Origin of the sequence: Candidatus Borrarchaeum sp. (assembly GCF_019058535.1) — an archaeon.
Classification (GTDB): Archaea; Asgardarchaeota; Sifarchaeia; order Borrarchaeales; family Borrarchaeaceae; genus Borrarchaeum; species Borrarchaeum weybense.
Map to the genome: position 1 here is coordinate 1 of NZ_JAHPYX010000193.1, position 24,864 is coordinate 24,864.

The window sequence follows — 24,864 nt, forward strand, 5'->3', positions numbered from 1 at the left end:
ACCCACTGGGCTTTACGGCATACAGGGTTCAGAAGGGTACTCGCATGCCGACCTCTTGCCTGCAGGTAGACACAGATCATATGTATGCGAACATCTATTTAAAAGTTATAGAGACCTGCGTGAAAGTGAAAACAGTAACGCAATTCATCTCCCCAACAAGTTGAGGGGTCTTCTTGCGAAACTTTATAAAGGTAAATTTTGCATAGGTAAAACCTCTATTCATATCAGAAATCAAATAGTTTTCTAGAAGGTGAGAACTTGACTGAAAAGAAATATACCGTTGAAGAGTTATTAGAAAAAGCATATAAGCCCGCAAAAGATGCCATGATTTTACATCCCTTCTATGTGTAAGGCGAGTTTTCCTCGCTTGCTAGAAAAAGGGAAGATTCAAACCATCGCAAAATGTGCAGTAAGGGACTTTAATGACTTTGCGATATGGTATACGCCTGGTGTCGCTGAACCTTGCTTGGATATACAAAAGAACCCTGAGAAAGTATATGAGCATACGAATAAATGGAACACGGTAGCTGTTGTTTCAGATGGTACCCGAGTCTTAGGTCTTGGTAACATCGGTCCTAAGGCAGCTATGCCTGTAATGGAAGGCAAAGCACTACTTTTCAAGTACTTAGGCGGTGTTGATGCAGTACCACTTTGTCTAGATACAAAAGATCCTGACAAAATAATAGAAACTGTGAAGTTAATACAGCCATCGTTCGGCGGTATAAACTTGGAAGATATTGCTAAGCCTAAATGCTTCTATATTCTTGATACACTTCGATCAGACCCAGAAGTAGAAATCCCTGTATGGCACGACGATCAACAGGGAACAGCGACAATCGTCACAGCGGGTGTTATGAACGCATTAAAAGTCGTTGGGAAAAAAATGGACGAAGTCCTTGTTTCTATGATTGGTGCTGGTGCCGCAAATATTGCGATAGGACGAGTCATGATGACTGCTGGGATTAAGCCTGAAAACGTGATGTTTTGTGACAGCAAGGGTATCCTAGGAACTCATAGAAAGGATCTTGAAGCGCTAAAGGATGCCAATCCTCAAAAATGGAACATGTGCCTCAAGACCAATGGTGAGAAAAGAGTAGGCGATATGGCAGAATGCATGAGAGACACTGATGTCTGTGTAGCTATGAGTAAGTCAGGACCTGGCGTAATTAAGAAAGAATGGGTTGCTGCTATGGCAACAGATGCGATCATGTTTCCATGTGCTAATCCAATTCCTGAAATTTGGCCCTGGGAATGCAAAGAAGTAGGGGCAAGGGTAGGTGGTACTGGTCGCTCTGATTTTGAAAATCAAGTTAACAATAGTTTAGGCTTTCCTGGGATCTTTAGAGGAACGTTAGATGTCAAAGCAAAGACCATAACCGACGAAATGGTTATAGTTGCTGCTGAAGAGATCGCAAAAACAGCAGAAGACAAAGGCATACACGAAGGCTATATAGTGCCAAACATGGACGAATGGGAAGTCTTTCCGAGAGAAGCTGTGGCAGTTGCATTAAAAGCAATGGAGCAAGGCATCGCAAGAGTTAAACGAACCAAGCAAGAACTCTGGGATCGTGCATCAAAAATAATCCAAGACTCCAGAGGAATGACCCAACTGCTTATGAAAGAAAACTATATACCAATGCCGCCCAAAGATTTGTAGCCCTCTTTTAGCCCTCTTTTTTTTATTTCATTTTTAATTGAACTCGTTTTCTTCACTTTATTACATGATAGTGAAACACTGTAGAGAAAATAGTCTCTAAAAAGAAAATAGGCACATAAGATTCATTTTATTGAAAACCACAAGTGCACACCATAAGCCGCTATTGGAACTTTTATAAATAACTACAGCTATGACTATAGCTGAGGCTAGTTTTATGACGCTCACTCAACCAGAAGGGGAATTTCATTTTAGTGTAGCTACTGAAACCACGCCTGGATATCTGCGTTATCTTCCCGAATTTTTGGAGAACTACTATGTGCTTCGTGCTTTTCGAAGAGTAGAAAACATACGTCGATTTAACATCGGAAATCAATATTATCTTGTCTTTACTGCCTATCTGTCAAAATCATCCGAACATATAGATGTAACAATAGAAGCATCTACGGAACGAGGTCGTCCAATTCACGTGATTATATCTCGTAGTTCGCCAGAAATTTCTGAGGAGTTAATAAAAGGCATACAAGAGAACATATTATTAGAACTACAGCTCTTCGAGGACTATGCGCGCCAATATACTCTTTATCTGGCATATATCCCTGGCCAAAAGATTTCTGAACAAAAATATGGGCGTGGGATACTCGAAAAATTGTTTACAGATTCAATGGTTAATTTATTTATTATCTTCATTGTGGTTGCCGTAGGGACATTTGCACTATTTAATGCGGTATTTGGTCAAGAGTTGAGTTTGCTACTCTCACCGATTGTGATCGTAGTATCTCAAATGCTGGTTGTGGCGTATTCTGGAAGGCTCATTGCCAGAACATCTGACTGGCGAATTACGAAAGACCGGCCTGAAGTTAAAGTACTTCAGTATACTTTGACAGAACAAGAAGCGGATATTTTAAGGAAAAAACATAGAAAAGAACTCCCCAAAATTCGCAAAGAAATCTATGATAGTACGTTAGCCACAGGAAAACAAATAACATGCGAGAACGCTCACCCGATCTTTACAAAATATGGAATTGCATGTACGCCACAAAATCTCATCGTCAAAACAGTAAATTTGTATGATCTTGTCAGTAAGGCCTGTGGCACGTTTAATGTACCAATCCCTACAATTGTCGTAAGCAATAAAATGGCAGCCAATGCAGCTGCAACAGGACTAAGCCCGAAAAGAGGAACGATGCTTGTCACCACAGGTGCAATAGTTCAACTAGACGAAAACGAACTCTTTCAGATTATCGGACATGAAGTCAGTCATCTTAAAGGACACGACCCTGTTGTTCTCTTATTCATTCTCTCAACTGAATATATGTTACGTATTTATGCGTTGTCCTTTTTCCCATCGATCGCAGCTATCATACAAGGATTCTTTTTTATCTACTTTATCGTGCTTCTGGGATCAATATTTTTTGTAGGAAAATTTTTTGAGGCAAAGAGTGATTTGGAAGCGGCAGTATATCTTAACGAGCCAAAGGTAGCTGCTAATGCCTTAAGAAAGATCGGATTCAGGCGTTTGATCAGTAAAGGTGGGATCTCATGGTCTTTCCTCGACTGGATTAGATTAGACCCCCATCCACCGCTAAGTTGGAGGATTAAACGGTTAGATGAAATTGAAAATCCAAGCCAGATCAAACATACCTTCCTAAAATCTGTTGGCGATGTCTTTAAGGGATTCTTGTCATCACTTACATAATTTCTTTGAGAAGTCCCATTTCATAAGTGGGACAGCTAATTTTTTATTTGAACTAATTCGAAGAACATTTGAGGTCATTTTTTTGCATATTGATTTATCCTAAAGAAGGAAGTAAGTTTATGAATGAAGAACCGCCGCCTCTAGAAAATGCCAACAATCTTAATGAAATAAGTGAAATTCCTTTGAACGCAGAAGCTGACTTCTATGTAAGTGAAAAGGGAATTTCAGAATTACTTGTTTATAATTACCTTGATGAAGAATATTTTTATCAGAAATTATGTGCCTCAGAAGACTATGATACCGAAATGAGCAAAATAAAGGATAATATGCAGTTCTATCTCGATCAGGATAAAGTGTTAGTAAACCATGAAGAAAAACGCATGAAATTAAGTGAAGTAGAACTTAAATTCAAAGATGGATTATCAGAATATCCCCAGCTCAATTTTATGATATTAATCCGCTGTAAACTTAAAGAAGGAAATAATATAATTGAATTCGATATGGAAGATGAGATCGCTCCTTATGATTTTCTCATTAAATATCATTTCCCTCACGGTTCTGAGATCGTTGAGGTTGAGAGTTTGCTTTCATTCAAGATAATCGATAATAAGCTAATTATGACTGCCAAAAAAGGAGATCGCGTAGGTGGATATGAAAAGATCGTTTTTAAGGTTTGATAGGAGAGAAAAGAATAAATGGGAACAGATGAAATTGTTTTATTAAAAGTTGACGAAATTAAAGGATCAAAAAAAGAAGAAGGAGTGTTTGTCAAACTTTTAGCTTCTGGAAAAAATGTTTCACTCTCGTTACTTCAAGCTGAACCAGGTACAAGTTTCGAAATACATGATCACGAAGAAGAGGAACTCAGTTATATCCTACAAGGCAAAGCAATCTTGACTGTAGAGGAAGAAATATATGATATAGAAGCCCCCTATGTGATAAAAATCCCGCCTCATGTGCGGCATGGGCTCACAGTTATTGGAACTGAAACATTACTGAAATTGAATGCCCATTCTCCCCCAAGAATCACTGCATTAAGACATGAACCTCTTAAATAAAAAATGCTCACTGAAAGTATTTCTAGTCGATAATAAAAATAGAAAAAAGAAAAATGACTACCCTTTCATGTTAACTACAGGGCAGACTGCGGGATCCTTGACGTATTCGCATGGCCTATCCATGCCCTCATAAAACTTAAAGTTTAGCAATTTACAAAGTCCGGCTTCAGCATCATATTGATCGCATGTCACATTGATCACCTTCCGCTTTTGAATTGTTTGAAATCATAATTCCCACAAAGATTAGAAAGATCCAAATGGGAAAGGAGGGAAAATTAAGAGAGACACGATTTCGATTATTAAAATAATTGTGGTAAAATTCTCCGCCTGCAATTCAACAGTAAAGCTAAAGGCGTAAGTGAAACGTAGACCTATGTTCATTCAAAAGTTTCGTTTTTGAGGAAATATACTCCAGTGAACAACATTCAAAGAATCATATTTCTCTTTAAATGAACTCAAAAAAGTAAAATGTTTAAAACCTAAAATACTAAAATGCGGATTATTCATTCATAAAATCGTTTCAATATCATTAATGATATTGCGTAATATGATTAAAGGCAGTTGAAATCAATGTCAGATGAAGTAATGATACTCAAAAAAGAGATTGAGCAACATTTGAAGCAAACTATCGGACCTATTGAAAACAAGATTGAGGAATTATTATTAGAGGATACGACTCAAGATTTTCAAGAAGTGATATTATATCAAGTTGCTTCTGGGGGAAAAAGACTTCGTCCTGTGCTTACTTTATTATTTTGTGAATTAGCTAATGGCAATACTGAGGATGCATTGAGTTCAGCTGCTGGAATTGAATTAATTCATAATTACTCCTTGTTAATGGACGATATCATCGATAGATCGCCTTACAGGAGGAATCGACCCACAACCTTCGTGAAATTTGGTCTTCCAATTGCATTACTTGCAGGTATGCATTATAGAGAAGCGATTTTTTTATCTGCTTTAAAATCGCCCGCATCAGAAACTATTAACAAGATCTTTTCTGACGTCGTACGACAGTTGGTTGAAGGAGAACGCAAGGACGTACTCTTTGAACAAGCAGGTCGCGATGAAGAGTATATTTTAGAAAAGAGATATAAAACGATAACCCTCGATGATTATTTTGAAATGGTTGGAGATAAAACAGCAGTTCTGATAAAAGCAGCGTGTGAAGTTGGCGTGATATGTGCCAATGGTTCTAAAGAAATGATTGAAGCAGCAAGTTCTTATGGATGGAACGCTGGATTGGCATTTCAAGCCAAAGATGATGTGCTAGATTTATTTGCCGACGCAGAAAAATTAGGGAAACCAGTCGGACATGACATCAAAGAACATAAAATGGGTAATATTGCTGTACTTTATGCTTTGGAGGAACTTGAAAGTAAACAAAGAGAATATGTCTTGAATGTTTTGCGAAAAGAAAAGGTAACAGATGAAGAAGTAAATGAAGTAATTGATCTTATAAAATCAACTAAAGCACCTCAAAAAGCTGAAGAAAAAGCGAAGGAGTTAAAAGAAGAGGCTAGAAAACAATTATTAAATTTTCCTGATTCATCAGCAAAAAAGATGTTAGAAAATATTGCAACGTATTTTGTAGAGCGCACATACTAAAGAAAACCATCTTAAAAAAGAATACAAACAGCTTATTTTTTAAGAGATGAAAAGACCCATTTATAATGAGAGTCAAATATAGAGAATTATACTTAAGTAGATAGTTCAGTCGGCTCCCGAAAGCACGAGTGGTCTCGCGCACCGGGCTTCAAACCCGGTAGCTCGATGAGGGCTTGCGGTTCGATATATTTGTAAAATCAATAAAGAATACGAAAATCCGCTCGGGAGCCGCCATTTTTCTTTTAAATACTTTGAGTTTAACAACAACTCAGAAACTTTTCTGCTTTATTTATTTTCTTTAAAACGAGTGGTTTGAGTGATTTCTGTAACGTCCGAGGCTAAGGTAGTTGTAGTATCAAAACTGAATTTGCTGGTTTTCTTATTGAAATAATCCGAAGATTTACAACGAAAAACTGCTTCGCCATATTTGCTATGATTTTCCATAAGAAACTTTTTTAGTTCATCGTTATCCTTAAAACTACTGCCTGAAAAACTGCCAATCTGAATTGTATCTCCGAAGATATCTTCTTTCTCAATTGTTAAGAGTGCCGTACGAGAAATCTCTGATTCGTAAAGAATTGGTTTGAACTCGGCATCAATTTCAGTTCCAGAAGTTTTCACATATTTTAATGCTTTGTTTTTTTTCACATGCTCCACAATTTTGTTTTCTGTTTCCTTTGGAGTTACTAAATAAATTTCAACTGGAGAAATCTTTGCATAAGAAAGAATTGTGACCAGCATTGTCTTAAAACTTTCGAAAGATTCGATATCTAAGTTTTCCATGACAAAAGAGCAAATATCGTTATTCTCTTTCCTCCCTAAAATATCAATTTTTAGAACAGTCTTGCCTTTTCCAATTGTAACATCAGTCTTGTATGCGTCTAAACTAACTTCATCTTGAAAATAACTTTCTGTTTTTTTCTTCATTTCACTCTTGAATGTTCCTCTTTTTTCAAGCACAATGCTCTTAAAAAGAGAAGGAAGAGCCATTTCGCTTGTAGAACTAAGCTTATTTAAAATATCCTTAATATCTTTGTCTTTATTCGATGAAAAGTCTGGTAAAACATCCTTGATCTCTTTTACTGTGAGTGGAGGATATAGATTTGATAATAACTCAATCATAGCTTCATCATTTACAATCGATCTCATTTTCTTCACCTTTTGTAAGGAAATTCTATGCTTCAGCGATTTGCTGTTTTCTCAGTCTTGCGTGTAATACTGGCAGTCTGAATTTCTTCCTCTTCGCTTTATCCATAGCATCTGTAGTTGTCCCTGTTTCTACAAAGCCATCAATTTCAACTCTTGGAGGTTTTGACAAATATGATTCTGACCCATTAGCTATATATGCCACTGTAAATATCTGATCAGTATCTAAGTTCTTGAGCGTCCAAGTTGCTTCTTTTGCATCTTCTTGAGTTTTAATCTTTGGCTTCTCCTTTTTTGGCAGGAAATTAGTAATTTCAAAGGAGCGTGGTAGTTCATCAATGATCTTCAGTTTTTTCAGGGTTATGCCACTACTGTTTTTAAATGCAATTGAAACTGTGTAAGTCATGTTAGGGCCTTTTTCGATTACTTTTAGCATTTTTCCTAAGTCTTTTTGCTTCCATTTAAGATTTGAGGTCAGAGTAGTAATTGTAGGACGTAGTTTTACTGTCTTTTCTGCTGGTACCTCTGCTACCGCCTTTATTTCATCCTCTGCAATTTCACTTATTGGGATAGCCTTTGCTTCTTCAGCAGAAATAACAGAGAGAGCGGCAAATGCTTCCTTTCTGATGTCTTTATCAGAATCTTTTTGTAATTCCTTTAAAGGTTCAATTACTGAGTCCATTTTGTCTGGGAAATTCTTATAGAGTTCACTAGTAGCCTGGATTGCTATCAGACGTACATCTTTATCTGAATCATTAAACTTGTCAATTATGTGTGGCAAACCTGAAGAAATGACTTCAAACAAAACGATGTTCTTAAGAGCATCTATTGTTACATAGCGTACTTCCTTGTTTACATCATCAGTAAGTTGACTTAATTGTGGAATAACTGAACGCACTTTCTCTGGGTCGATGCTTCCAATAACGCCAATTGTTTTTGCAGTCATATAACGGACATCAAGATCGACATCATTTAGTAAAGGCTTTAGTTTTTCAACGACATCCTTTACCCACTCGGGAAGAGTGTTCTCCAAAACCATTCCATACGCTGAGAGAAGATGGGATAAAGAATCTACTGCGAAATATCGCACCCATTCAGATTCATCTGACAACGCTAACTCAAGTTCAATTCCCAATTCTTTAACTTTTGCAAACTCTTGAAGTGTCAATGTTGGCAATGATGCCATAATGTCATTCAATTTCTTTTGGATTTCTTTACGCTTCTTGGGATCTGGATCACTTATTTCACTTTGAATTCGTCGTAATTCACTCTCCGAAACTGATTTAACTATTGAATTTGTTCGTTCAATCCTCCCTTGCATTATAACGAAATTCATCGGTTCGGCTATTTCTTTAAGTTCACCAGAACTTGTCGTAAGGTTATTTACTTCAACTGCTTTGATTATTCTAGCTTGCTCTGTCGCTCTTTTTGTGTCATCTAAAATCTCTTTAGTAATACCTTTAACTTTGCTTCTTCTGCTAACCTCTGTGAACAATTCAACGGAGAAAATACTTGCACCAACAGCTCCTATTCCAAAAAGAGCATAATATCCAAGTTTGTCTAAACTGAATCCAAAGAGAATGCTGCTGCTTACGACCAAAATAAGAATTCCAATTAATCCACTAAAACTTCCTAAACTCAATTTTTCAGTAAATCGAAACACAAACGATAGCACTACAAATGTTGAAAGTGCACTCACAAGAATTAATACTATAACTATAGAATCTGTAAGAACTACACCTCCAGTTCTACTAATCAAACCAAAAGCTGTCATCAAGGAACTAGGAATTGCAAAAAAGAGCGGAATTCTCAATGCTAATGATGGAGAAAAACCTGCTGCAAGAAATGCAATAAGCAGGGCGAAAATTCCGACTCTAAGATCTACAATTTGCATTAGACCAAAGAAGAATGCTCCAAACAGAAATTGCGGTGCACTAACCTGTTTTCTCGCAACAGTTCTCACGAACCTTCCCGTCCGGTAAGATATAACACCAATAAATATGAGAACCACACCAAGAGTGATTGCTAAATAGTCTCCGATTATAAGAAGCGTATTTTCCACTAATTGAAGATATTCAAAAACTGGAGTTATGTAGACTGTAATATAACTTGTAAGTGAAACGATGGAAATTGCGCACCCAAAGAGCACAATTGATGTTACAGCACTTTTTTGCGTCTCTCCTCCGCTAAAGAATCCTTCAGTAGCACCACGTACTCCTGCAGACCCTAATTTCATAAGAGTAGTATAGGCATCTAAAAGGAAACGACATCCTATACCTATCGCAAACCCAAATCCTACCCAAATAAGTAATGGGTGACCTGGCGCTATTTCGATTCCTGCTAATTCCGTAACTCCTGCTAATTCCGTAACTCTAAACATTAAATTTCCAAATCCAGGGATCCAAGATAATGCACCAAAAATCAATGCAAATATTATTGCTGATAGTAATTCACTCAAATAATCACTTCCGAGAATTAAGCGTTTAATAATTATAATCATTCATTTAAACCGTATATTTTGAATAATAGTTTTCAAAATTTATAAATTAAATTAAGTCCGCTAGTTGTTGCTGCAAGTACCTCTTGCGTGGTACTCCATTTAAAAAAATCACAATCTCCTAGAAGTTCATAAATAAGAGCTCCATTGGATTTTTCATTGGAAAGTAATTAAGACTGAAGATCCTCATAGATAGACCCATCTGTCTAAAATCAGACGTTTCACAATAGTTTCTGCATCATCAATCTTCGAGATCGCTTTGATCATGTGTTTGCATAGGATATGTTCTTTTTTCCCGCGAAAACCCCAATCAGTACAATTATGACGAATTATCCGACGATTCACGTCAATTTGACAATTATAGTTTTTTATTCTGAAATGCCAAGTGCCTTCCCCCTCTTCTATGAGTTTTACCTCAGAGTCAGGGATTGATAAGCCATTTTTTAGTCTCTTTTCATCAGTAAGTTTGGCAAGGAGTTCTTCAAATGATAAGTCTTTTATTTCAGCTTTCAGCTTCCGCTGTTTTTTGATACATTCTTCTGCGTAGGTATATAAGGTTGCTAAATCTACATTCTTAAATAAAAAATCGATAAGTTCTTGTTTCTTAAGTTTTGATAATCCCTTAAGATCGTGTTCTTTTGCTATTTCAGTTAGTTCCTTTTTTGTGAAACTACCAGTAAAGGCATTTTCAATTTCGTTACGTGAAATTTCTGTCAGTTTATCCTCCCCATTGTGCTATTTGACAGGTTTGAAAACTAGAATAATTCTGTTTTACATTCAAATATCTAGAATATGAAAACAACTTAATAAACTTGAGAAGCTAGAAAATGGAAAAAAAGAAAAAAAGGGTTTTTTGCTTTTACTACGCAGATGTCAGGCTTCCTACCAGAAGGGCCCTGGATCGAAGATTCCACTCCACCAGAATTGTAGGTGGACGGTAGCAATCCAGGAAAGGAAGCAGAACAGCCCACAGTAGTACGCACCGCCTTTTCCGCCGTATCCGTGTGTAAAGAGGAAGAATCCAAATAGCACAAGGATATAGAACCACAAGTCAATTTGTAGCATTGGTTGAGTTCCACCAGCCATCCAACATGCTACCGAGGCTATAATTTGCGGTATCATTTCTTGTAGACATACTTGTCCAAGAACTTTACCGTCAAATCCGAAGACGTTGACAAAGAAGCCAACGAGCCAGGTAACGGCATACATGAATGGAATCGTGGCAAAGATGATGCTAAAGACACCGCCTAAGGGGTTAGCAATGATGTGCCAAAGCCCCTGGAAACTTAATGAATAGCAACCAACTAGACAGGTAGCACCGAGTGCTTTACCCTCAGCTGGGGTAAATTCATAGCCGAGAAAGATAGCAGCTCCAATAGCCCATAGTGGAAAGATTAAACCGCTCATTCCAATGGCGACAGCGGGTGCGGGTACTCCAACAGCTCCTGCAAATGGCATTTTTATGCTCACCGAAATTTCCTATGTTTTTACCTAATTAGGTTTTTTTGTTTATACGTATAGGTTTGGAAAAACTATACCATAACAAGTTATATATAAAGCTTACTTCCGATTAACCGTCGACCTCAATTTTTAATGAAGTTTACAATAAGGCGCCAAGTCCTAAGAAAATAGTACTCAAGTAGTATCAACAAATTCACTTTTTTGTAATTCAATCAACTTTAGTTTATATGCAGTTATGAAAGAATGAGAGGAATCGCACCTATGAAAAGAATATGCATAAAGGATTAAAAAATAGAAGCGCTTAAACGCCATTGTAAGAAGGGAAGAGTGGATTACATGTTATATACAGTATAGAAAAAGAGAGAACTCGCTATGACGAATAGTCAATTTCTTCAAATTCTCTTTCTTTTACGTATTCATCCTCATCCTCAGGTTCATCTATTTTCTCGTATTCTTCGACCCACTCTTCAACTGATATTTGTTCATCTTCACCAGACAGGCTTTTTCTTACAGAATGCCATCTTTCAAGAGAGAACGCAGCCCATAGAGAGAGGAGAAGCAGTGCAACAATTATGAAGGCTGCAGTAATGCCTTGGAGTACAAATGATATTGGTCTGAAATACTCTATAAAATCTAGTATGACGTACACCACGAAGAACTCAAAGGGCAAAGTTACAAAGGATGCTATTACTTCGATCTTATATTTCTTAATTCTTATTTTTTTTACAACTAACCTTTCTAAGGTTAGGACGATCCATAAGAAAGTCATAGCAACGACAATCAAAACCAAACCTAACACAAGTTGAAGATAGGCGATATCTGCATAAAACATCCAGCCGGGGCTGTTCCAAAACACAAAAGACGCTAGAAGGATGCAGACTGACGCGAAGGAGATATAAAATTCCATACGTAGTCTTGTAGGACTGTAAGTAATAAGTGAACTGTCTACAAATTCAAAAGTTTTGCGAGGTAACTTCATTAGATCACCTTCATTTTAATCTACTATATCTTCGACAGTAATTTGATATTGAGTTAATAACACTTAGGGGAGTAAAATCATTCTTTCTGGGTTGGTTCAATTCCTTGCTTTTTTAAGATTTTTTCGCGGTGTTTTTTTCTGAAGTCTTTTATAACAGGCAGGCGCTTAATTACCATTCCATCCCGTTCGCTAATTTGCCAAAATAGCCCACATTTCAAACATGAAGCAACTATTGTCGGTATTGTAAACCCACCTCCAAAAGATCCACTTACAACACTATCAGATTCACATTGGGGACATTTTGTCATGTATTCTCACCTCGAAACCAAAATCTTCAGAATTCTTACAAGTTGATTTTTTGTAGAAGGACTCTTGATCTCTTATATAGTTATGCATCTATCTAGTTGGAGGTTAATTTGGAGCTAGTTATTCGTCTGAACCTTTTTCATTTAACTTATGCGGCGGGGAAGTTCCCTTCCGAAAGGTGGGGGATGAAAGCCGCTAGCTTTATATAGTTTTTTTGGGGTAGAAGTTCTGATAATAGAGTCTGCGTGAAACCCATGAAACTGACACAGCAAATCAGGATCTTTCCGACTCCTGAACAGGAAGAAGTGCTTTGGAAACTCTCGGAGAAATGCAGACTCATCTATAACTTTATCAATAATTAAACTTCTAAAATGAAATTATACCAATATAAATTTTCAAAGACTTTATTTAACTACTAGCTATGAGATTGCTTGAAATTGAAGGTAAGAAAATTTGCATTTTGATTTAAAAAAGGAACACTCAGAGAAAGTTTTAAGTATAAAGACTTAGATGTATGTGTTCTAAAGTTCCATTAAATATAAGCTAGCGCAAGAATTTTGTCCCAAATATAAACTGTGTTTATACAAGGACATATAATCTATGATATTATCTCCGCGGTGCGAAATATGAGTAAAGAAAGAATGAGGTATAAGACGACATATCTTTTGGAGAATAAAGAGAGACTTGCTGGCATAACTAGGAATATGCGGATACTCACTATAATTAGTTTTATTGTGCCACTTGCTATATACATCGCACTTAATACATTTATCAGAAACCCTTCAAAATGGGTTTGGGATTGGGAACCAATCGTAATTATTACGGGATTAGCTGGTGCATCAATTTTCCATTTGCTCTGGATTCTCGTTGCTAACAAGGGCGTTGAAGTAGAATTTAAAAAAGACCCTATCAAAGGTTATCAAAAATGGCGTAGGCTCCCGTTCTTGGGAGCAACAAGCTTGATCTGGGGATATGTTGCATATGGGTTCATGTGGGAATGGACGTTAAGTGTTATATTTTTATCGATTTTTGTCTTTCTGTTCATAATTTTGTTTAAATACAATGAGGGTTACGTAGACTGGGTAAATAGGGTCGTGAGTCTTGCTGAGAAAAGAGACAAAAGACTGAAAAGAAAAGAAGAGAGAAGAAAGAAGAAGCGATAGTCAAACACTTCTAATGGATTACTTTCCTACAAACAAGCTTAACGTCTTATACAGTTAAAATGACTATCCAGAAACCTTTTACTTTTTATTTGATATATATAATAGTGGGGAGATTGCGAGAATATTTGGAGGCTTCATTCTGCTTACTAAATTATTTGAAAGGATTTTCAGGAACGGTAAACCACATCCCTCATTTGGAAAAGCCCATATTCTAATAGTTCTCCTCTATATAGCTTCAAAAGAACCGATAGGACGCTATAAGCTTTCAAAAGAACTTGAGATAAGTGATTCAAGCGTTCGGACCATTATTAAGCACCTTAAGGAAATAGGATTAATAAAAGCAATCCCAAAACAAGGACATGTATTAAGCAACGAAGGAAAGAATCTTATGCAAGAAATTAGAAAGGAACTTATTGAAATACGAACTGACTTAAATTTAAAGGCGCTTACTATTGGAAAGTTCGATACAATCTGTCAACTTAGAAATGCCGCGTTAAAAGTGAAAACCGGCGTAGAATTGAGAGATGAGGCAATAAAAGTGGGAGCAGATGGTGCTACAACGATTATATTTGAGAAAAATACGCTATTTATTCCTCCAAAACCAATAGAGAACCTTAAAACATCAAATGAAGATCTTTATAATAAGTTGACTTCTAATTTTGACCTCCAAGAGGGTGATGTCCTGATTGTAGGCACAGCTTCTGATCGAAAAAAGGCAACAGAAGCCGCAATTGCATCTGTACTAACTTTGCTTCTCCCAGAATGAATTTAAAGAAACTAGAGCATTCAAACAAAAAAATGAACCCGTGTAATGTCAAACAACAAGCTTAGAATGTGAACTACCTCACGCTAAAGCAGTGAGGCTTCCTGTTTCTACGACCATACTTGCCTCAACGTAAGCTATCTGATTCAGATAGGCCAACGCTAAGGTAGAGGTATTAGTCTCCGCAGGCGTGACTTCGGTAGGTCCCCTACCTAGTATTCTATGTCCTTCGTGTTCTAGTACGCAACTGCTGTTATAATCACGGTCGATCACCAGACCGCAGTGCTGATACACATAGGTACGGTCTGCTAAACTCATGGTACGTTGATGACCGCACCGCGAACAGGTCTTGGTTGAGGGGAAGAAACGGTCTACTTCCACCGGTGTTTGCACCTTGGCTTCAAGCATGCGAATTATCCCACCCAGGCTGGTTGACAGCATTCTTCTACCCCACAGGCGTTGCCATGAGCGTAAATTCTCGTTTTGATAACATATCATTTGGAAAGTGGTGCATAAGAAATGAACCAGTTTATTGCGGATGTCCCGCTTAATATTAGTGGTTTTGGCATAGGCTTTGAGCAATTTAAAGAGCGTTTTCCACCAATTCTTACTGCGATACCGTTTACGACTTAATTGCTTACACAACTGCTTTGTACGGCGTGTAACTGGTATCTTGTAGCGTATACGTATCCCGTTCGACAGCGTTAACTGATGCTTTACCCCAAAATCAATGCCAATTGATTTCTCAGGCACTACCATCTCCAGGCTGTGTTCTTGCGGGGTATAGGTCGTGATCGCCAGGTAATAGGCGCCATGCTGGTGAAGGAGCGTAGCAATGGCATATTCACAATCAGGCGGCAGTTGTTCCAAACCATTGACACGTAGTTTTTGTGGTATCCCTTGAATCCGCACGTAGTTGCCGTTGAGGATCCTGTAGGTATTGCCGTATTGCTTGAGCGAGATGGAATTTATATACGACTTAAACTTCAACCGTCCTACTTTGTGCCCCTTCGCTTTTGCACGCGCTAAGCTACGGATATTCTGCTGGGTGCGTGTGATGATGCTCTGACGCATGTGTGACGATAAATACCTCAATTGGCGATGTTCAAAGCAGTCTTTCACTTTCACTGACACGACTGTTATTTTGTCATCAATAGAAAACATGTTAGGATGCCCTACACAATAATTATACAGCCATTTAGCTTCTACAAATAAACGTTTTAAGTGAGTTAATGATTCGTGGTTTACATGAGAGCGGTCAAGCTTCACGGTGTACACCCGGCACCTCATGTGTTTACGACGCGCCTTAGTGTCTTTCAAGGTAGCTTTGATCCGTTGGTTCTTGGTTACCATGGTATGAGTGCTCCGCACAACTTATACTAGCTGGTTACTAATGTACACTACAAGTTCTCAGTCTGTGTACTTCATCCTGGTTTATAAACTCAGCAAAAAACAGCACAAAGTTAAAAAATATACTATCTTGACACCATTCATCCCCAAGCTCAAGCACTGGGGCTTTCTTGTGTCGTAGCACGCAAAATAAGTAAAAGGTTTGAAAAAAAGTGTTTGACTACGCGAATTTAATGTTCGTGTGGGTCTTAATCGCTTCCAATAGTTCAGGATATCCTTTGATCGTGGAATTAAAACTAATTTTATAAGAATCTGTCTCTGTAACTAGAGTCACGAGTTCTCCTGCTCCATATCGCGAGGCAACTACACGTTTTTTGACATCAGTTACTTCAGACCAAGGAACTCTGATGGTTTTTCTTCCTCTGTGATATGTAATCGCATCATCAGTTACTTTAATGTTGACCGAAAAAACTCTGTAAATAAATACCGCGTTAATCAAAGCAAGAATTCCGATTATCACAAAAATTGCTTGCGAGAGCGGCGTGAAGAACACTGGTTGTTCTGCTGCTGGTCTACTCGTTAATACTTCTAACCACCGAATACTTGAGAGAGTACTTTGTGGAGCTAAGAAAAAGGATCCAAATCCTAATACTAGGAGAACAATTCCCGCACCTGCAGCGATAAGCGTCCACTCTAATTGCTCAAAGGTTTTGTAAGAAAATGTCTGAGACATCTTGATTTTCCTCCGTTTAGGTTTCTATTTAAAAAAAATAGTGATGATAAAGATATAAACTTGTGTATTTCGGCTATTTCATGGAGTTCTGGAATTTTATTTTCTAACAAGACATAAAGTACAAAATTATCCCTGAAAATTACAATAATGTATGCCTCTAGGTCGGGCACCAAAAATTATGAGAAAATGTGGAATAAAACGCGTTACAGGTTCCACATTCATGTGATGAACTCTGCAATCCAAAAAAAAGTAGTGTATTTATTGTGTCTAAAATCTCACTTTTGTATGACTTTGGATAGCCTTCATTATCTCGTCATAACCTATGATCTTTGAATTAAAGGTTATAATATGAGGATCTTTCTCTGTGGCTATCGTAACTAATTCAGTTGCCCCTGCTCTTACTCCAACTGTTACGTGTTTTTTGACATCAGTCACTTCCGTCCAAGGAACTTTGATGATTTTATCTCCTTTTTGAAATGTAATTATGTCATCATCGATTTTTACGGACACAGATCCAATTCGATATATTAAAAACGCATTAATTAAGGCAAAGATTCCTAAGATCACAAATATTGCTCGTGTGAGTAGTATATTAAACGTTGGCGGTCCTGTTGTACTACCAGTTAACACTTCTAGCCAGCGAGTAGTTGATATCGACTGTTGAGGAACAAATATCGGAAGTCCTATGCCTATTAGAAGAAGGACTATACCTGCACCCGCAGCCATAAAAGCCCACATAAGTCTATCCACTGTAGGATAAGTATATGATTTTTCCATTTAGTTCATCTCCTTAATCTGTCTCAAATGGAAATTGGAACGCGAGAGATATAAACCTGTGTATAGCGGCTAATTTTCGTGGTTTTCTTTGTGCATTTCTTAAAGCTGTCTAAAAACAATGCGTCACCCTGAGCTTCATGTCATTAGAGGTAATATCCGCAAAAACCAATTTATAGCTGAGATATACTACGGAGAAAGTGAAACCAGTAGAAAACGCAATTCAAACTTCCCCTCAATAAGTTGGGAGGTCTTCTTGTCGAGAAATAATATAAACAAAAACCCCCTAATATACGGCAAAAGCTTGTGAATTGTAACACCAAACATGGTGAGTCTATGGAGAAGACATTCAGAAGAGTTTTAATGGGACTTCTTGTTGTATGCTTGGCCTGTTTAATCGCCAGCACCTCGACAATTGTTATTGCTGAACCAAACTGGGGAACATTATCAATAGGCAATGAGATACAATGGCAGTCAAATAGCTATGGAACTATTAAAATGAAAGTGATTAACGTAGAAGGCAAGACGATAACGCTGGAAGTAACTGTAAGTGGTAACACCCATACTGAAATCCTCGATGCCGACGCAAGTATTACCGAACTTAACCTTGCCTATGTTTCACCGTGGCTACTACCAAAAAGCTATTTAGAAGAAGATTTAAGTCTTACCACTCAAAACTACGAATTCGAGGGTGTCAGCTACACTGCCTACTATAGTGAATCTAGTAGAAGCTATCGAGACACCAACACAGGCATCCTCTTTGAATCCAGATCTCCTGATGGTACTATAACCGATAGATTGGTTTCGACTGACGCCTATATGGCAGTATCAACCGTTTCAATTGGATGCCTCGGCACACTGTTTATTCCCTTAGTTTCAGTGACTGCCTTAGTCTCATATAGCCTGATCCGACTTCGAAAGAAGGAAGTCGTCTAACCCACTATCCATCTTTTTCTTTTTAGGAATGTCATCACCACAGCTAATACTCTACAAAGACGTGAAAATACAAAAATTCCAGCATAGTGACGACTTAATTAGGAGAGAAGCATTCGTGCTTTTCTTACGGCGTCCCACGCATCATCGCCATAAGAATCGGCACCCATGTCGCGAGCAATTTGATCATTTAGGCATCTACCACCGACAAGAACTTTGATAGTATCTCTCAATCCATTTTCTTCTAGTTTTTTAATAGTTTCTTCGATTTTACCCATTGTTGCACTTAAAAGTGTGGACATACAGAGAATATCAGGTTTTACTTGTCTTACTGCTTCGACAAACTTTTCTGGGGTCACGTCTACTCCAAGATCAGTGATTTTAAATCCTACTGACTCAAGCATAGCACCAATGAGGTTTTTTCCAATATCATGTAAATCGCCCTCCACAGTGCCGATCACGGTTTTTCCAATGGCATCTTTATCTGCTGTATTATGTTTCAGCAAAGGTTGTAGTAACTCCATGCTTTCATTCATAAGGGTGGCAGCCATAATTAGTTCACTAAGAAAATAATCTCCGTGTTCATATCTTGTTCCAACCACTTCCATTCCTTTTCCTAAACCTTCTCGAATTATTTTTTTAAGTGGAATCTCTTTCATCGCTTTTCTTAGTGTATTTTTGAGAAGATCATCCTTTAAATCAGCTAAACTTTCAGCAATTGTTTTAAGTACCTCTTTTTCGTTCATAAATTCACCTCTGTTCAATTTACGATTTTTGAAGTGGATATTGGCCGTATTTTCGTCCTTCGTCTATCATAAATTTGATATTCTCCGTTTTCACTAACGAATGCAGACTGTTGCTATCTGCGAGAATAAATCCCCCTCCTTCTGCTGCGGCGTCAATACATCGTCTAACATCTCTACGGACATCTTCTTCCGTTCCATATGGTAAAACATGGGTACAATCTACATTTCCCCGTAATACGAATTTATCACCATACCTCTGTTTCACATCGGCTAAATCCATGACTCCTGGTTCAATTGGATGCAATCCATCGACGCTCATTTCGACGAAGTCATCAAGGAGCGGGTATAAATTTCCATCTGAGTGTTTCATGAATGGTATGCCTCGACTGTGACATTCATCGATTAATCGCTTAAAATACGGAAAGAAAAACTCTCTAAAGAGCCTGGGGGGGTAGAAAGGCGTCTTAACATCTGCTATGTCATCGCTCTCGATTACAAGGTCTATAGAGCCTCGTCCTCTATTCAAAAGTTGCTTTGTTATTTCGAGGTTTAAATCCGCTACAATCCGCACCAATTCTTTGGCAAACTCAGGTTGTCGATAAATGGCAAGCACCATTTTATCTATGCCGCCAATCATGAGATACGGAAACATCATAGAACCGTGAACCCATACTACAACAGGATAATAATTTTTTTCCGCTTCTTCAATAGTCAGGTCGACAATTTCACAATTGAATTCTTTTGGGTTTGGAAACTCCGAACGCCACTTCTCAAGATCCTCAGGTGTTCTTATAGTGCCATCTATCCACCAGGTCGTCTTTACGTCTTCTTTTATTTTGTAGATCTTACCCCACAGATCGACATAGGTGTCTTTATTGATGAATTTAGGTTTATAGTCTTCTGGAAACACTTTATAGTCAGAAACCGTCAGGACGTCAAGGCCAAGTTTCATTCTCGCTTCATTTTCGAGTTTTTGATTATGAGTCATCATTTCTGTATAAGTCATCTCTTCTTGTTGCGTTGAGACTCCGCCCCCGCCTCCACCAGATCCAGCACCATAAGCTCGTTTTCCTGTAATACGTTCAGTATGAATCAAATCTATGAACGTGCCATCGATAGGTACACAATCAGGTTCCTCATGACGAATAGCCGTGAGAAATCGTTCCTTATGTGTCATAACCACCAGTAAGTACCCCCAGCTTTTCTTGACTCTATTAATTTAGAAAGTTCATTGCTTTTAAAAGGGAAGGTATTGCCCACCATTTGTGATTGATGTTTTTAACCTTTCCCTAGAACGTATCATTATTCGAATATGCTAGGGAACTTATTTTCTAAGAATAGAAAAAGTGCAAACATAGAACACTTGAAGAAAACGCAAGATGGATATTCACTCACAGCAGACTTCAATATTTTCGGGAAAGATGTCAGCTGAAACATCATGTGGCTTGGAGGACTAAATGGGAGTGTTCTTGCGCAATGATTATAAACAACTTCCCGTTTCACATGTTATAAAGTTAAGAGGAGTTTGTATGTTCAACTTTGAAAAGGAACAGAAACGCTTCAGTATTGGAAATACTGAGATTGGAGGGGAACCTTGGAGATATCCTACGGTTTTGATTGGCACGATATTTTACAAAGGTGACAAGACCGTAGAAGACGAAAAATCTGGGAAATTCGACAAGGAAAAAGCGGAAGAGGTAATTAAGTTACAAGAGGAATTCTCTGATAAAACGGGGAATCCTTGTATGATTGACGTGGTTGTAAGTACAGAAGAGAATATGAGAAAACACCTTGATTTCGTTTCCAGTGTAACAGATATGCCTATTTTGATGGACGGAGTGATCAGTTCAGTAAAAATCTCTGGTCTTGATTACATCAAGGAAGCGGGTATTAAAGATGTTGTTTATAATTCTATCACCATTGATTCTGGTCAAGATGAACTGAAATCCATCAAAGAATCAGGGATTGAAAGTGTATTATTACTCGCTATGAACATGAAAGATTTTACTTCAAAAGGAAGAGTTGATGCCGCAAAACAATTGGTCAATACCGTACAAGAAATTGGCGTTACCAAACCTATTATTGATACTGCGATTTTAGATCTCCCATCACTTGGCGCGGGTTGCAACGCAATCTACCAATTAAAAACTGAAGTTGGATTGCCGTGTGGGAGTGGAGCGCATAACGCAGTTGACACCTGGCGTGGTTTAAAGTCAAAAATGGGAAAACAAGCCAAGAAACCAGCTTTAGCTGTTGCAAATGCTGTGACAATAGCAACTGGAGCAGATTTCATTCTTTATGGTCCAATTAAGCATGCTGATTTTATTTTTCCTGCTGTTGCCATGGTTGACGTTGCTTTTTCATCAATGGTGACAGAATCTGGCATAAGATTGGATCGCAGTCATCCGCGCTATAAAATTGCTTAGGCAGGATCACTTTTCTCGTCCTTCGCCTTTTTCCCATCCATATGGTTCGTATATATCAAGATAGGACTTATATTTCACAGGATTTTTTTGAGCATGCTTATATCGACATTTCCTCCGCTCAAGACACAAACAACATGCGAATTTTTCGGTATGGCGATTTTATCAAAAAGGAGTGCAGCAAAACTAGCAGCTCCTGAGGGTTCCGTCAAAATTTTGCACCTTTCTAGAATTAAACGTAAGGCAGCAATAATCTCCTCGTCTGAAACAAGTACAACCTTATCTACATATTCTTTAACGTGTGCAATGGTATATCTGCCTGCAAATGGAGCAGCTAGACCGTCAGCCACAGTATTTATCTCGTCCAAATGGACCACTTTATTTTGCTGAATACTTTTTGTCATAACTGCAGCCCCAGTGGGCTCCACTCCAATGATCTTAGTATCAGGTTTCTTTGACTTTATTGCTGTTGCAATCCCCGAGACCAATGCACCACCACCTATAGGAACAACAACCATCTCAACTGTTGGCAAGTCTTCCAGGATTTCAAGGCCAATGGTTCCCTGACCCGCAATAACGAAGGGATCGTCAAAGGGGTGAATCAATATTAAATCTCGTTCCCGTTGAACCTCCCGGCATTTAGGCATGAGATCTTTGTGGGTACCATGAAGAATTACTTCAGCCCCATAATCCTTTGTAGCTTCAACTTTGCTCTTCACAGCATTTTGAGGCATTATAACTGTTGCTTTGATTCCTAACAAGGAAGATGCATATGCGAGCCCTTGTGCATGATTTCCAGCCGAAATTGTAATTACGCCTTGCTTTTTCTCCTCTAAGGTCAGACTATGAAGCTTGTTCAAAGCCCCTCTTGGTTTAAAACTTCCAGTCTTTTGGAAAACTTCTGCTTTAAAATGAAGATTTGCTCCAATTTGTTGCCCCAATGTTGCTGAAGAAACTAGTGGGGTCCAGTGAACATGACCATTGATAATGCTCTGAGCTTTTAAAATATCATTCAATTCGATTAAAAGGTTATTATACGTATTCTCCATGCGTTCCGTCTCCAAAAACTTTGTTCTGGAAAGAATCTTTTAGGTTATTTGACCAAATAAACTTATTATCAAGAAATCCTCTCTTTGTTGTTAATCGAGAACATGGAGGAATTTATTTATTTATTTATTATCTTTTAAGTAGTAAGTAAACTATAGTCTCACAAGTTGATAGATGATTAACGTTTTTTGTTGGTGATAACGATTCCCGTAATAAGTATGTCATTACCGATGAAGTTAATTGACCAGGTGGATAGCATAACTGAAAGAGAGGGCTATGCAAGTCGTTCTGAAGTCATAAGAAAAGCAATTCGAGTTTTAATCTCAGAGGATGCATGGCTAACAAATCAGCATGATAGTATGTTTATTGCAACGATAACAATACTGTACGAAGAGGACGCCTCATCTTCTGAGAGATTATCGACAGTTTTTCACAAATACACCGAACTCGTAAAGGCCCGTACGCACAGCCATCTGCATTCGGAGCACTGTTTAGAAGTGCTTGTATGTCATGGAAAGGCTTCAGAAATAAAAAAACTAAAAGATGATTTAACCGTGCTTCGAGGAATTCATGAACTTCGCGTAGTTACCATAAAAGCAGATGCTGGTGAATCGTAGAAGATATTATATCATAGAGTTGCCTGACGTTAACTGAGCATATGACCTTACAGTTTTGTACACTTTTAATTGATACGAGATCTTTCGTTTTTAGCTACCTTTTAATTGCGTCTCTAAGTCGTTAATTCTTTTTAATAGGGCGTTAGCTACCTTTGTTAGACTTAGAATAGCCAATTTGGTAGTGGGATCCTTTATGCCCTTTGTTTCTGCCTTCAGTTTCTTGATAATCGATTCTATTTCCATTTCAAGACCCATATTATCCCCTCAGTACTACTATCATGCGTTCTTTCATATAAATAGAATACAGGATTGTGAAAAAAAACAACTATATGCGCACTACATCTTTGAATATAAAGATCTTAGTTATAATTGCATTACAGAACTCAAGGGACTGGAATACCTCATTATTGTTCCATTTGAAATTAATAGATCGTACATAGGAGATCGATTCCTTATAGGCAAGGCATGATATCTGGACTTCCAGACTTGTTTTTCATGTTCATTGACTTATTTACGATCGAGAAACCATAAAAAATCGAGTCGCGCGCATATCGGACACGGTAATGTGTTGTGCATCACAACGATTACATGTTTTTATAACGATGATGTCCGTACCATCATACATCGTTTCTACGGTTAATGCGTTCCTAGAAATTATTTTTTTCCCTTTTCCTTCGGGTTCTGGTATGAATAGTTCTTTACATTCGGGGTTTTCACAATATTGTGCATATGGTGTTAAATCTCCTGGAAAAATATCCGTTCTACGGATCGTTATTTTTTGTTTTTTTCCATCGATAGTGACTTCCCTTTCCTCGCCATATGCAATGGCTGTCATTAATTTTCGAAATGCCGCGGTTCGCTCACTTTTTGTATAATTAAGACCGTGTGTGGCTTTTTCTATCTTATAAACCTCTCCTTCAGGCGTAATTATCTCGTCTTCTTCGAGAGTTTCTCCCTGTAACTTGGGAATGTTTGATTCGGCAATTGTTTTCGCTAAACGAGGATTTAATTCAGAAGAGGGAGTTGCCACTACAATGCCTTTTGGATTTTTGTCATCTTCTAAGGGAGGAGTTGTGTCAGGAAATGCATTGGTAAAACTGTCTTCTAGTGTTTTTTCAATAGATTTTTCTTTTTTCAATAGGTTCTTCCCGCCTTTTTTACCTTCATATATCAAAAATCTTCTCTTGAATTCACTTCACGGTCATTTAAATAAATATGGGAATTGCTCTCATCATAAAAACGTTGTATTTAAAGGTTTTTCTTTTTTCGTTTTATATACGGTGATATCGTTTAGAATGTTATTATTTTGAATTTCGTGAAAGTGTTATTTCATGTAACTCGCCTATTAAAAAACATTCTTTATTTTTACAATATTACGCGCTCGCAATAGAGTAACACTTATATTCTTTTTTGGAGTCTTACGAATACTGTAATCAGTAATATTCTAATAAGTTATCTCTGTAAAGAGGCAGTAATACCTATATACAACGCCTCTAAATTACAGAGAGACAAGAAAAAAATAGGAGGAGTCAATAAGATGCATATTCCCGATGGAATTATTCCTATAGAACAAGCGATTGTCTATTTGGTAATTGCAGTAATTTTTATAGCATATTCGATCTATAGAATAGGAAAAGGTCTCGAAGACAAACACATACCGCTTCTTGGCGTTTTAGCAGCGGGCATTTTTGCAGCTCAGATGTTCAACTTCCCAGTACCTTACGGTTCAAGTGGTCATCTTGTGGGCACAGCTCTAGCTACTGCCTATGTGGGGCCTGCTGGCGCAATAGTGATTATTGCAAGTGTTTTATTAGTGCAGGCATTCTTTGGCGACGGCGGTATTACAGCTTACGGTGCTAATGTGCTTAATATGGGAGTTATTGGAGGTTTAGTAAGCTGGGTTATCA

Annotated in this window: 27 protein-coding genes and 1 tRNA gene; 13 read left to right on the plus strand and 15 right to left on the minus strand. The window is 37.8% G+C overall.

Annotation, left to right across the window (positions count from 1 at the left end):
* Window positions 1-367 precede the first annotated feature (367 nt).
* From QVB70_RS11860 to QVB70_RS11875, 4 genes are all read left to right on the plus strand, one after another.
* Window positions 368-1,657, plus strand: coding sequence for an NADP-dependent malic enzyme (locus QVB70_RS11860; protein WP_287586472.1), 1,290 nt, complete (start codon window positions 368-370; stop codon window positions 1,655-1,657).
* 214 nt (window positions 1,658-1,871) lie between these two features.
* Entirely contained in the window at window positions 1,872-3,353 is a 1,482-nt protein-coding gene (locus QVB70_RS11865; RefSeq protein WP_287586474.1) for a M56 family metallopeptidase, read from the plus strand.
* A gap of 119 nt (window positions 3,354-3,472) precedes the next feature.
* Window positions 3,473-4,030 carry a hypothetical protein gene (locus QVB70_RS11870; RefSeq protein WP_287586475.1) on the plus strand — a complete coding sequence of 186 codons (558 nt, stop codon included), beginning with the start codon at window positions 3,473-3,475 and terminating at the stop codon, window positions 4,028-4,030.
* 18 nt (window positions 4,031-4,048) lie between these two features.
* On the plus strand, window positions 4,049-4,411 hold the full coding sequence (locus tag QVB70_RS11875; protein ID WP_287586477.1) for a cupin domain-containing protein: 363 nt from the start codon (window positions 4,049-4,051) through the stop codon (window positions 4,409-4,411).
* 57 nt (window positions 4,412-4,468) lie between these two features.
* Here the strand turns inward: QVB70_RS11875 and QVB70_RS11880 are convergent, their stop codons facing one another.
* A complete protein-coding gene (locus QVB70_RS11880; protein WP_287586480.1) occupies window positions 4,469-4,603 on the minus strand; it encodes a hypothetical protein in 135 nt (44 codons plus the stop codon).
* 378 nt (window positions 4,604-4,981) lie between these two features.
* Between QVB70_RS11880 and QVB70_RS11885 the strand changes: the two genes are divergently transcribed.
* A complete protein-coding gene (locus QVB70_RS11885) occupies window positions 4,982-6,019 on the plus strand; it encodes a polyprenyl synthetase family protein (RefSeq protein ID WP_287586483.1) in 1,038 nt (345 codons plus the stop codon).
* 111 nt (window positions 6,020-6,130) lie between these two features.
* A tRNA-Sec gene (locus tag QVB70_RS11890) sits at window positions 6,131-6,250 on the plus strand.
* A 54-nt stretch (window positions 6,251-6,304) separates the two neighbouring features.
* Here QVB70_RS11890 and QVB70_RS11895 read toward each other — a convergent pair.
* From QVB70_RS11895 to QVB70_RS11915, 6 genes are all read right to left on the minus strand, one after another.
* Complete coding sequence (locus tag QVB70_RS11895) at window positions 6,305-7,168, minus strand: hypothetical protein (RefSeq protein ID WP_287586486.1); 864 nt, start codon at window positions 7,166-7,168, stop codon at window positions 6,305-6,307.
* Between the two features lie 25 nt (window positions 7,169-7,193).
* The gene (locus QVB70_RS11900) at window positions 7,194-9,623 is read right to left on the minus strand and encodes a HEAT repeat domain-containing protein (RefSeq protein ID WP_287586488.1); all 2,430 of its coding nucleotides are present in this window, start codon (window positions 9,621-9,623) and stop codon (window positions 7,194-7,196) included.
* Window positions 9,624-9,848: 225 nt separating this feature from the next.
* Window positions 9,849-10,379, minus strand: coding sequence for a Rho termination factor N-terminal domain-containing protein (locus QVB70_RS18580; protein ID WP_369335137.1), 531 nt, complete (start codon window positions 10,377-10,379; stop codon window positions 9,849-9,851).
* A gap of 165 nt (window positions 10,380-10,544) precedes the next feature.
* Window positions 10,545-11,120 carry a hypothetical protein gene (locus tag QVB70_RS11905; protein ID WP_287586490.1) on the minus strand — a complete coding sequence of 192 codons (576 nt, stop codon included), beginning with the start codon at window positions 11,118-11,120 and terminating at the stop codon, window positions 10,545-10,547.
* Between the two features lie 373 nt (window positions 11,121-11,493).
* Window positions 11,494-12,102 carry a hypothetical protein gene (locus QVB70_RS11910; RefSeq protein WP_287586493.1) on the minus strand — a complete coding sequence of 203 codons (609 nt, stop codon included), beginning with the start codon at window positions 12,100-12,102 and terminating at the stop codon, window positions 11,494-11,496.
* A gap of 77 nt (window positions 12,103-12,179) precedes the next feature.
* The gene (locus QVB70_RS11915; protein ID WP_287586496.1) at window positions 12,180-12,410 is read right to left on the minus strand and encodes a hypothetical protein; all 231 of its coding nucleotides are present in this window, start codon (window positions 12,408-12,410) and stop codon (window positions 12,180-12,182) included.
* Window positions 12,411-12,662: 252 nt separating this feature from the next.
* Between QVB70_RS11915 and QVB70_RS18470 the strand changes: the two genes are divergently transcribed.
* From QVB70_RS18470 to QVB70_RS11925, 3 genes are all read left to right on the plus strand, one after another.
* On the plus strand, window positions 12,663-12,770 hold the full coding sequence (locus tag QVB70_RS18470) for a helix-turn-helix domain-containing protein (protein WP_342766567.1): 108 nt from the start codon (window positions 12,663-12,665) through the stop codon (window positions 12,768-12,770).
* Between the two features lie 264 nt (window positions 12,771-13,034).
* Window positions 13,035-13,571: a hypothetical protein gene (locus tag QVB70_RS11920; protein WP_287586499.1), complete on the plus strand. Its 537-nt coding sequence runs from the start codon at window positions 13,035-13,037 to the stop codon at window positions 13,569-13,571.
* A gap of 214 nt (window positions 13,572-13,785) precedes the next feature.
* On the plus strand, window positions 13,786-14,337 hold the full coding sequence (locus tag QVB70_RS11925) for a DUF4443 domain-containing protein (protein WP_342766568.1): 552 nt from the start codon (window positions 13,786-13,788) through the stop codon (window positions 14,335-14,337).
* Window positions 14,338-14,415: 78 nt separating this feature from the next.
* Here the strand turns inward: QVB70_RS11925 and QVB70_RS11930 are convergent, their stop codons facing one another.
* The 3 genes from QVB70_RS11930 to QVB70_RS11940 form a co-directional block, all read right to left on the minus strand.
* Window positions 14,416-15,687, minus strand: coding sequence for a transposase (locus tag QVB70_RS11930; protein WP_287586503.1), 1,272 nt, complete (start codon window positions 15,685-15,687; stop codon window positions 14,416-14,418).
* Between the two features lie 217 nt (window positions 15,688-15,904).
* Complete coding sequence (locus tag QVB70_RS11935; protein WP_287586505.1) at window positions 15,905-16,417, minus strand: hypothetical protein; 513 nt, start codon at window positions 16,415-16,417, stop codon at window positions 15,905-15,907.
* 267 nt (window positions 16,418-16,684) lie between these two features.
* Entirely contained in the window at window positions 16,685-17,194 is a 510-nt protein-coding gene (locus tag QVB70_RS11940; RefSeq protein WP_287586506.1) for a hypothetical protein, read from the minus strand.
* Between the two features lie 333 nt (window positions 17,195-17,527).
* Here QVB70_RS11940 and QVB70_RS11945 point away from each other — a divergent pair, with 333 nt between their 5' ends.
* On the plus strand, window positions 17,528-18,127 hold the full coding sequence (locus QVB70_RS11945) for a hypothetical protein (protein WP_287586508.1): 600 nt from the start codon (window positions 17,528-17,530) through the stop codon (window positions 18,125-18,127).
* A gap of 98 nt (window positions 18,128-18,225) precedes the next feature.
* Here the strand turns inward: QVB70_RS11945 and QVB70_RS11950 are convergent, their stop codons facing one another.
* On the minus strand, window positions 18,226-18,870 hold the full coding sequence (locus QVB70_RS11950) for a corrinoid protein (protein ID WP_287586510.1): 645 nt from the start codon (window positions 18,868-18,870) through the stop codon (window positions 18,226-18,228).
* Window positions 18,871-18,889: 19 nt separating this feature from the next.
* Window positions 18,890-20,047: a uroporphyrinogen decarboxylase family protein gene (locus QVB70_RS11955; protein ID WP_287586523.1), complete on the minus strand. Its 1,158-nt coding sequence runs from the start codon at window positions 20,045-20,047 to the stop codon at window positions 18,890-18,892.
* A 280-nt stretch (window positions 20,048-20,327) separates the two neighbouring features.
* On the opposite strand from QVB70_RS11955, the gene QVB70_RS11960 reads away from it, so the two are divergent.
* Window positions 20,328-21,296: a tetrahydromethanopterin S-methyltransferase subunit H gene (locus QVB70_RS11960; protein WP_287586511.1), complete on the plus strand. Its 969-nt coding sequence runs from the start codon at window positions 20,328-20,330 to the stop codon at window positions 21,294-21,296.
* Between the two features lie 74 nt (window positions 21,297-21,370).
* Here QVB70_RS11960 and QVB70_RS11965 read toward each other — a convergent pair whose 3' ends face one another.
* Window positions 21,371-22,342, minus strand: a complete 972-nt coding sequence (locus tag QVB70_RS11965) for a threonine/serine dehydratase (RefSeq protein ID WP_287586514.1) — start codon at window positions 22,340-22,342, stop codon at window positions 21,371-21,373.
* A gap of 192 nt (window positions 22,343-22,534) precedes the next feature.
* Here QVB70_RS11965 and QVB70_RS11970 point away from each other — a divergent pair, with 192 nt between their 5' ends.
* Complete coding sequence (locus tag QVB70_RS11970; protein WP_287586525.1) at window positions 22,535-22,957, plus strand: CopG family ribbon-helix-helix protein; 423 nt, start codon at window positions 22,535-22,537, stop codon at window positions 22,955-22,957.
* 90 nt (window positions 22,958-23,047) lie between these two features.
* Here the strand turns inward: QVB70_RS11970 and QVB70_RS11975 are convergent, their stop codons facing one another.
* Both QVB70_RS11975 and QVB70_RS11980 read right to left on the minus strand, forming a co-directional pair.
* Window positions 23,048-23,212, minus strand: coding sequence for a hypothetical protein (locus QVB70_RS11975; RefSeq protein WP_287586516.1), 165 nt, complete (start codon window positions 23,210-23,212; stop codon window positions 23,048-23,050).
* A 256-nt stretch (window positions 23,213-23,468) separates the two neighbouring features.
* Window positions 23,469-24,095, minus strand: coding sequence for a hypothetical protein (locus QVB70_RS11980; protein ID WP_287586519.1), 627 nt, complete (start codon window positions 24,093-24,095; stop codon window positions 23,469-23,471).
* 399 nt (window positions 24,096-24,494) lie between these two features.
* On the opposite strand from QVB70_RS11980, the gene QVB70_RS11985 reads away from it, so the two are divergent.
* A partial coding sequence (locus tag QVB70_RS11985; protein WP_287586521.1) for an energy-coupling factor ABC transporter permease occupies window positions 24,495-24,864 on the plus strand: 370 nt, incomplete at its 3' end.

Excerpts from the sequence above, each read along its gene's own strand:
- QVB70_RS11870 (WP_287586475.1), top strand. The coding sequence starts at position 3,473 with ATGAATGAAGAACCGCCGCCTCTAGAAAATGCCAACAATCTTAATGAA.
- QVB70_RS11895 (WP_287586486.1), bottom strand. The coding sequence starts at position 7,168 with ATGAGATCGATTGTAAATGATGAAGCTATGATTGAGTTATTATCAAAT.
- QVB70_RS11965 (WP_287586514.1), bottom strand. The coding sequence starts at position 22,342 with ATGGAGAATACGTATAATAACCTTTTAATCGAATTGAATGATATTTTA.
- QVB70_RS11945 (WP_287586508.1), top strand. The coding sequence starts at position 17,528 with ATGGAGAAGACATTCAGAAGAGTTTTAATGGGACTTCTTGTTGTATGC.
- QVB70_RS11975 (WP_287586516.1), bottom strand. The coding sequence starts at position 23,212 with ATGGGTCTTGAAATGGAAATAGAATCGATTATCAAGAAACTGAAGGCA.
- QVB70_RS11885 (WP_287586483.1), top strand. The coding sequence starts at position 4,982 with ATGTCAGATGAAGTAATGATACTCAAAAAAGAGATTGAGCAACATTTG.
- QVB70_RS18470 (WP_342766567.1), top strand. The coding sequence starts at position 12,663 with ATGAAACTGACACAGCAAATCAGGATCTTTCCGACTCCTGAACAGGAA.
- QVB70_RS11955 (WP_287586523.1), bottom strand. The coding sequence starts at position 20,047 with ATGACACATAAGGAACGATTTCTCACGGCTATTCGTCATGAGGAACCT.
- QVB70_RS11930 (WP_287586503.1), bottom strand. The coding sequence starts at position 15,687 with ATGGTAACCAAGAACCAACGGATCAAAGCTACCTTGAAAGACACTAAG.
- QVB70_RS11920 (WP_287586499.1), top strand. The coding sequence starts at position 13,035 with ATGAGTAAAGAAAGAATGAGGTATAAGACGACATATCTTTTGGAGAAT.
- QVB70_RS11910 (WP_287586493.1), bottom strand. The coding sequence starts at position 12,102 with ATGAAGTTACCTCGCAAAACTTTTGAATTTGTAGACAGTTCACTTATT.
- QVB70_RS11915 (WP_287586496.1), bottom strand. The coding sequence starts at position 12,410 with ATGACAAAATGTCCCCAATGTGAATCTGATAGTGTTGTAAGTGGATCT.
- QVB70_RS11875 (WP_287586477.1), top strand. The coding sequence starts at position 4,049 with ATGGGAACAGATGAAATTGTTTTATTAAAAGTTGACGAAATTAAAGGA.
- QVB70_RS11905 (WP_287586490.1), bottom strand. The coding sequence starts at position 11,120 with ATGCCATTTGCAGGAGCTGTTGGAGTACCCGCACCCGCTGTCGCCATT.
- QVB70_RS11935 (WP_287586505.1), bottom strand. The coding sequence starts at position 16,417 with ATGTCTCAGACATTTTCTTACAAAACCTTTGAGCAATTAGAGTGGACG.
- QVB70_RS11960 (WP_287586511.1), top strand. The coding sequence starts at position 20,328 with ATGGGAGTGTTCTTGCGCAATGATTATAAACAACTTCCCGTTTCACAT.
- QVB70_RS11940 (WP_287586506.1), bottom strand. The coding sequence starts at position 17,194 with ATGGAAAAATCATATACTTATCCTACAGTGGATAGACTTATGTGGGCT.
- QVB70_RS11950 (WP_287586510.1), bottom strand. The coding sequence starts at position 18,870 with ATGAACGAAAAAGAGGTACTTAAAACAATTGCTGAAAGTTTAGCTGAT.
- QVB70_RS11865 (WP_287586474.1), top strand. The coding sequence starts at position 1,872 with ATGACGCTCACTCAACCAGAAGGGGAATTTCATTTTAGTGTAGCTACT.